Source organism: Mycobacterium sp. UM_CSW, from assembly GCF_000455205.1.
Taxonomy (GTDB): domain Bacteria; phylum Actinomycetota; class Actinomycetes; order Mycobacteriales; family Mycobacteriaceae; genus Mycobacterium.
The window spans coordinates 41,724-48,264 of record NZ_AUWQ01000124.1; the positions used below are offsets into that span (position 1 = coordinate 41,724).

5 protein-coding genes are annotated in these 6,541 nt (G+C 70.0%); all 5 read right to left on the minus strand.

Annotation, left to right across the window (positions count from 1 at the left end):
- Nucleotide 1: 1 nt before the first annotated feature.
- The 5 genes from N415_RS28460 to N415_RS28480 are packed head-to-tail and all read right to left on the minus strand — an operon-like array spanning nt 2 to nt 6,478.
- Nucleotides 2-1,279 carry an O-acetylhomoserine aminocarboxypropyltransferase/cysteine synthase family protein gene (locus N415_RS28460; RefSeq protein WP_068189078.1) on the minus strand — a complete coding sequence of 426 codons (1,278 nt, stop codon included), beginning with the start codon at nt 1,277-1,279 and terminating at the stop codon, nt 2-4.
- 19 nt (nt 1,280-1,298) lie between these two features.
- Nucleotides 1,299-2,246 carry a homoserine O-succinyltransferase gene (locus N415_RS28465; RefSeq protein WP_068189080.1) on the minus strand — a complete coding sequence of 316 codons (948 nt, stop codon included), beginning with the start codon at nt 2,244-2,246 and terminating at the stop codon, nt 1,299-1,301.
- Nucleotides 2,247-2,251: 5 nt separating this feature from the next.
- A complete protein-coding gene (locus N415_RS28470) occupies nt 2,252-3,526 on the minus strand; it encodes a hypothetical protein (RefSeq protein WP_068189083.1) in 1,275 nt (424 codons plus the stop codon).
- Between the two features lie 4 nt (nt 3,527-3,530).
- Nucleotides 3,531-5,348, minus strand: a complete 1,818-nt coding sequence (locus tag N415_RS28475; protein ID WP_068189086.1) for an FAD/NAD(P)-binding protein — start codon at nt 5,346-5,348, stop codon at nt 3,531-3,533.
- Complete coding sequence (locus N415_RS28480; protein ID WP_081665582.1) at nt 5,345-6,478, minus strand: beta-eliminating lyase-related protein; 1,134 nt, start codon at nt 6,476-6,478, stop codon at nt 5,345-5,347. Before N415_RS28480 ends, N415_RS28475 begins: the two co-directional genes overlap by 4 nt.
- Between the last annotated feature and the right edge of the window lie 63 nt (nt 6,479-6,541).

The window sequence follows — 6,541 nt, forward strand, 5'->3', positions numbered from 1 at the left end:
TTCAGCCGGCCATAGCCTTGTCCAGCGCCTGATCGATGTCGGCGATGATGTCGTCGATGTGCTCGATCCCGATGGACAGCCGGATCGTCTCCGGCCGGATGCCGGCCTTCGCCAGTTCCGCCTCGGACAACTGGCGGTGCGTGGTCGACGCCGGATGGATGGCCAGGGTCTTGGCGTCGCCCAGGTTGAGCAGCCGCTTGACGAGCTGGAGGGCATCGAAGAAGGCCAGTCCCGCCTCGTAGCCGCCCTCGGCCCCGAAGGTGACGATGGACGGCACGCGCCCGTGCAGGTAGCGCCCGACGAGGTGGTGGTAGGGATGGTCGGGGAAGCCGGCGAAGCTCACCCAGGCCACGCGGTCGTCGGCGGCCAGGTAATCGGCCACCGCCCGCGCGTTTGCTTCGTGGCGCTCGAGCCGCACGGCCATCGTCTCGAGGCCCTGCAGAAGCATGAACGCGTTGAAGGGCGACAGGGTGGCGCCGCTGTTGCGCAGCTGGATGGAGCGGGCCCGCACGGCGAACGGCCGGTCGGGGAAGTCGCGGGCGAAGACGACGCCGTGAAAGGCGGGCTCGGGCCGGTTGAACAGGGGAAAGCGGTGGGGATGGTCGGCCCACGGGAACCGGCCGCCGTCCACGATGGCCCCGCCGAGGGTGGTGCCGTGGCCGCCCACGAACTTGGTCAGCGAGTGGACGACCACATCGGCCCCGTGCTCGAAGGGCTTGAGCATCAGCGGTGTGGCCACCGTGTTGTCCACGATGAACGGCACGCCCGCCGCGTGCGCCACGGCGGCGACGGCCTCGAGGTCGACGATGTTGCCCGCCGGGTTGCCGATGGTCTCGCAGAAGACGGCGCGGGTGTCGCCGTCGATGAGGCGGGCGATCGACTCTGCCCGGTCGTCGGCGGCGAAGCGGGCCTTGATGCCCAGGGTGGGCAGCACGTGGGCGAAGTAGGTGAAGGTGGCCCCGTAGAGCTGGGGGGCGACGACGATGTTCGAGCCGGCAGTGGCCACCGTCAGGATGGCGTAGCTGACGGCGGCCATGCCCGAAGCCACCACCAGGGCCGCCGTCCCCCCTTCCAGGGCGCAGATGCGCTGCTCGAGGACGTCGAGTGTCGGGTTGTTGAGCCGGTTGTAGTGGAAGCCCGGCGTCTCTAGGTCGAGCACGGCACCCGCGTGCTCGGCACTGATGAAGTCGTGGGCCACCGTTTGGTAGATGGGGACGGCTACGGCCCGCGTCCCGTCGGCGGTGTAGCCACCGTGGATTGCGATGGTCTCGTCGTGCATCCTCTCCGCCCTCCTCTTCTCAGATCGTCGCCAACAGGTTGGCGTACATACACAGGGCCGCGCCCCGCCACCGCCATGGGGCGCGGGCGCCAATCTCGTCGAAGGGGAAAGCAGCCACCAGGGCCGGGTCCCGTTCGCCACCTATCACCCGCTCATGCAGCCGGCGAAGACCGTCCCAGTCCGGGCCGGTCACGCAATCCCTTGGGAGGCAGGGCAATTCGTCGTGCTCGCGGGCGGCGTAGCGCCGCACGTCCCGACCGTACTCGCGCACCAGGCTCGACGGGTCGTACTCGGGATGCGCCTGAAACAGCACCACCTGGGAAATCCCCACCGTCTTGCTGACCACGCTCCACCCCACCTCGGCCGACTGCAATGCCACCGCGTAGCCGGCGGCCGCCACCGTCTCGGCGGGCACGGCGTTGAGCCGGGAGTGGGGCAGGACGAGGGGACCGTCCAAGCCCGCTGCCAGGGGATGGGACCGGTCGGCCTCCTGGGCGAAGACGCCCGTGCACTTGACCGGCAGGGTGGTCCGTTCGATGCCGTCGAAGACGGCCAGGGCGGCATGAGCCGACAGGCAGGACAGCACCATGGCGGGCACGTTCTCGCTCCCCCACTTCAGCAGGCCGTGCAGATCGGACCAGTAGGGCTCGTCCTCGATACGGGACTCGATCGGGTTGGACCCGGTCACGATCAGCAGGCCGGGAGGGTTCGAAATGATGTCCTCGAGGGGTCGGTAATCGGCGGCGATGCGGGCGCGGATCCGCTCCCCCCGCGGCACCCCGACCATGGTGTGACGGGTGACGGCGACCGTGTCAGACCCGGACCCGGCGCCCAGCAGCCCCATGAATTGTCGCTCGGTGGCGCCGAAGGCGGCATCCGGCATGTTGTTGACCAGGGCGCACGTCCAGCGCGCCGGTCCCTCGATCCCGTCGGTCGGATCGAGGTCCCCTGCCAGTTGAACGCCCATCGCCGTCAATGCCTGACATCGGTGTAGGTGACGGTGACCTCCTGGTGGAGGAGCCGGTAGGCCGCCTGCAACTGCTCCTCGTCGTCGGCCGAGCCGACCACCGCGACGATGTGGTTGCCGGAGCCGTCCCGCCAGTCGAGGGAGGCGCCCGGGCGCTGGTGGACGCTCACCGTGTCCACTCCGGCTTGGTCGCTGAAGTCGTTGATGCCCTCGATGGACGTCACGGTGGCCGAGACGGTCGGCGGCTGGAGGAAGAAGCGGTAGCCGATGCGGTCGGTGGCCACCGGTCCCTCGACGCAGACCGGCTCGCCCAGGGCCACCCGCAGGGTGAGGTCGAGCAGGCTGATGCCGGCGGCGCGCTTCAGCATCTCGGGCACACCGCCGCCCAGCCGCCCGTTGACCTCGATGATGCGGGGGCCGTCGGGGGTGAACTTGACCTCGGTGTGCAGGCACCCGGTGCGTACCCCGAGGGCGTCGATGGCGCGGGTGGCGAGGTCCAGGACGGCCGAACGACTCTCCGCGTCGAGCGCGGCGGGGATGAAGAACCCCGTCTCGCGGAAGTTCTCGGCCGGCGGGAAGCGGCCGGTCAGGGCCAGGTGGCTGACGACGCCGTCGGCCACCACGCTCTCGACCGAGACGTAGCCGGCGTAGGGGCCGCCGGCCCGGGCCGGATCGTCGGCCAGATAGCCCTCGAGCACCATGTCGCGGCGGCCCGGGCCGAGCGCATTCAGCAGCTTCTCGAGTTCGGCGCCGTCGCGGGCCAGGAAGGTGCAGCGGCTGCCCTGAGCCGAGCGGGGTTTGAGGACGGCGGGCCAGCCCACCTGGGCCTCGACGGCCCGCAGCTCGCGCTCGGACTGGTCGGGGCGGATGAGGTGGCACGGGGGGATCTCGACGCCGGCGTCGGCCAGGGCCCGGCGCTGGCGGGCCTTGTCGGTGAGGGCGGCGGCGGTGGCCGGGCTGTGGAAGGGAAGGCCGAGCCCCTCTGCCACATGGGCCAGTTCGACCATGCCGGCGTCGAGGTAGGTGGTCATGCCGTCGGGCTCCCAGTCGCCCAGAATCTTGACCGCCTGCTCCGCGCTCATGCCCTCCAGGTCGACGACGGGGCCGAATCGGTTGAGGAGATCGACCATCTCGCCCATCCCCGGCACTGCCGTGTCGATCAGCCACAGCAGGTCGCACAGGCCGGCGGCCGCTTCGGCCAGCTGCATCACGGGGACGCAACGCGGCCCGTAGCCGACCGCCACCAGCGGCCGCGGTCGTCCGGTCGGGGAATCCGTCATGGGCTCAGCCGATCACGGCCTCGACGCAGTCCTGCGCGTCGTACACGGCCCGCAGTCGGCTGCGGGGTGAGGGCAGGTAGTGGGTGAAGTAGCGCACCCCCTCGGTGAGCACGCCCAGCAAGGAGAGGTTGGGCTGGAGCCGGCCCTCCGTGTCGTAGGGGTGGAAGTCCTCGTTGATGGCCACGCTGCCCACTGGTGTGTCACCGTAGGTGAGCTGGGTCAGCCTGCCCTTGGCGTACAGACGGTTCAGCAGGGGCGAGCCCGACCGGGCCAGCGAGGGCATGTCGAGGTAGCCCCGAACCACCCCGTCGGCCGTCAAGGCCGTCGGCTCGTCGAGGGCCGTGGAGCTCAGGCGGACGCCGTCGCCGCACGCGGCCAGCTCCGGGCTGGGCCCGAGCGGGATCCGCACCACTCCGGCGTCGAGCAGCGCCAGCAACTGCTGGGACCGCATGGGTGGCACGCCCGCCTCCAGCCGGTTGATGCGGCCCCGGACGTTGGACTGAAATTCGACGTAGGAGTCGAGCGAGAGGCCGCCGAACTCGATGACCGAACGCAGCTTGTCGCGGAGGATGCGCAGCACCTCCTGGGCCGCCTTGACGGGGCTGCCCCCGGGTAGCAGGGCCTCGGTGAGGTCGTCGTCGATCATGTCGTAGACCTGGCTCTGGTAGTCACCGGCCGAGGTGTAGTGGCGGTCCGACCCGGCGAAGAGGTGAGTGGCCGGATCGAAGCGGCCGTAGCGCGGCTCGAGACCGTCGACGACCTTTTCGTAGTGTCCGTCGAGCCAGCCTTGCCGAAGGACGGAGCGGACCTCGGTGGACTCGACGTCGCCCCCGGCCCGCGAGGCGGCCTGGATGTAGTAGCGCGCCTGCATCTCGGCGAAGATCAGCGGGAGAAGCTCGGCCCGGAAGTCCACATGCCGCCGCACCGGCGATCCGCCCGGATTGGTCAGCGCCGCAAACTCCTCGGTGGTGCACACCACCGGCTGGTACTGGCCGTAGGGGTCGACGCCCGTGGCCGACTTGGCGCAGTACGGCGCGCCCGAGCGCGAGTAAAGCGTGATGGTCGGCTCGCTGCCCGAGGGCACATACCGCATTCGGTCACCCCGGTCGCACCGGTCCACGAAGGTCCCGCCTCGTCCGACCGTGAGGGCGGTCAGGACATCGAAGCAGACCAGGCCCATGCCCGCCACGGCCAGCGAGGATCCCGCCGGAGCGCTGCGATCGAGGCACTCGATCGGGTAGGGCTGCAGGTAGCGCACGCCCCCGTCGGCCCCGCGCTCGTGGTTCCAGGTGTGCCCCGACGTCAGCACCACGTGGTCGACGGTGAGGGTGGTGCCGTTGTCGAGCAGCACCTCCTCCCGCCCGTGGAGGGCCGGCGAGATGTCGACGGCCGCCGCGTAGTGCCGGACGATCTCGAGGTTGGGCGGGGCGTAGGACACCAGCGTGTCGTAGAACCAGACCAGGTACTCGCCCATCAACCGCCGCGGCAGGTAGTCGGTGGGCAGGATGGGGTCACCCCCGGCGCCGATGCGGCATTCGTAACCCATCCAGCGGTAGCCGCGGACCACCGCCCACGGATGCAGTCCCACCGCGTAGGGCGGCAGCGGGTCCCCGTCGGGCGCGACGTAAAGGGAGAGCTGGCCGCAGGCGTTGTTGAGCACCAGGAAGTCGGGCTGCTCGGCGGAGTAGACGCCGCCTCCGAGTTGAGCGGGCTCAATCACGTGCACCCGCACCGGCGTGTTGACCCGCCGGGCCCGGCTCACCGTGCGCTCGAGGACGCAAAGGCCCCATGCGCCGAGCCCGACGATGGCCATCTCGATCATCGGACACTTCCCATACACGCCACCTCAGCTCGGCGGCCGTTGGCTGATCTCTGCGTTCGAGACCGGTTCGGCCGGTTTTCCTGGATTGCGGCCGCGGTGAGTCGGCGGACCGCGTCGACGAGTTCGTCGACCACGTGGGTCGCGGTGGCGAAGGAGGTGACGAAACGGACGACACCCGGTTCCCACCGGCCGTGGTAGAAGTCGTAGCCCTGCTCGAGCAGTCCGTCGATGACCTGCTGGGGCAGGCGGCAGAAGAGGATGTTCGCCTCCGGCGTGCCCGCAACGCGGGCGCCGGCAATGGAATTCAGACCCTCGTAGAGCCGCGCGGTCATGGCATTGGCGTGCAAGGCATTTCGCAGCCACAGGTCGTCGGCGAGGTAGGCGTCGAGTTGGGCTGCGGCGAAACGCATCTTGGCCGCGAGTTGTCCGGCGCGCTTGGCCCGGAAACTCAGTTCGGTGGTCAGGGAGCGGTCGAACACGACGATCGCATCGGCGGTGATGCTCCCGTTCTTGATGGCGCCGAAGGACAACACGTCCACGCCGGCGCGCCAGGTCAGTTCGGCGGGGCTGCAGCCCAACGCCGCGACGGCGTTGGCCAGGCGGGCCCCATCCAGGTGGACGCGCAGGCCCGCACGCTTCGCGATGGAGGCCAGGCGTCCGATCTCGGCGGGGGTGTATACCGCGCCGGTCTCGGTTGACTGGGTGAGGCTCAGCACGGCGGGTTGCACGCTGTGCATGTCCCCGACCTTGCGGTGCACCGCGGCCTGCAGCTCGTCGGCGTCGATCTTGGCGTTATCCCCGCCCAGGGCAATGAGTTTGGCGCCCCCTGTGAAGAATTCCGGGGCGCCGCACTCGTCGTTGTTGATGTGGCTGTCGCGGTGGCACAGCACGGCGCCCCATGGTGGGGTCAGCGCGGCCAAGCTCAATGCGTTCGCCGCCGAGCCGGTGGAAACGGGGAGCAGATCGACGTCGCGGTCGAAGACCTCGCTGAAGCGGCGCCGGGCGCTGGACGTCCAACTGTCGGTGCCATAGGGCGGTGCCTGCCCGGCTGCCGCCGCAGCAATGGCCGCGATGATCTCGGGTGCACCCCCCGCGGTGTTATCGCTGACGAGGGAGCGGCATGGCCTCATGGCGATCACGGTCCCGTGTCGTCCGCGCGTAACCGGAGCTTCGGTATCAGGCCCAGCTGGACC

Excerpts from the sequence above, each read along its gene's own strand:
- N415_RS28460 (WP_068189078.1), bottom strand. The coding sequence starts at position 1,279 with ATGCACGACGAGACCATCGCAATCCACGGTGGCTACACCGCCGACGGG.
- N415_RS28465 (WP_068189080.1), bottom strand. The coding sequence starts at position 2,246 with ATGGGCGTTCAACTGGCAGGGGACCTCGATCCGACCGACGGGATCGAG.
- N415_RS28470 (WP_068189083.1), bottom strand. The coding sequence starts at position 3,526 with ATGACGGATTCCCCGACCGGACGACCGCGGCCGCTGGTGGCGGTCGGC.
- N415_RS28475 (WP_068189086.1), bottom strand. The coding sequence starts at position 5,348 with ATGATCGAGATGGCCATCGTCGGGCTCGGCGCATGGGGCCTTTGCGTC.
- N415_RS28480 (WP_081665582.1), bottom strand. The coding sequence starts at position 6,478 with ATGAGGCCATGCCGCTCCCTCGTCAGCGATAACACCGCGGGGGGTGCA.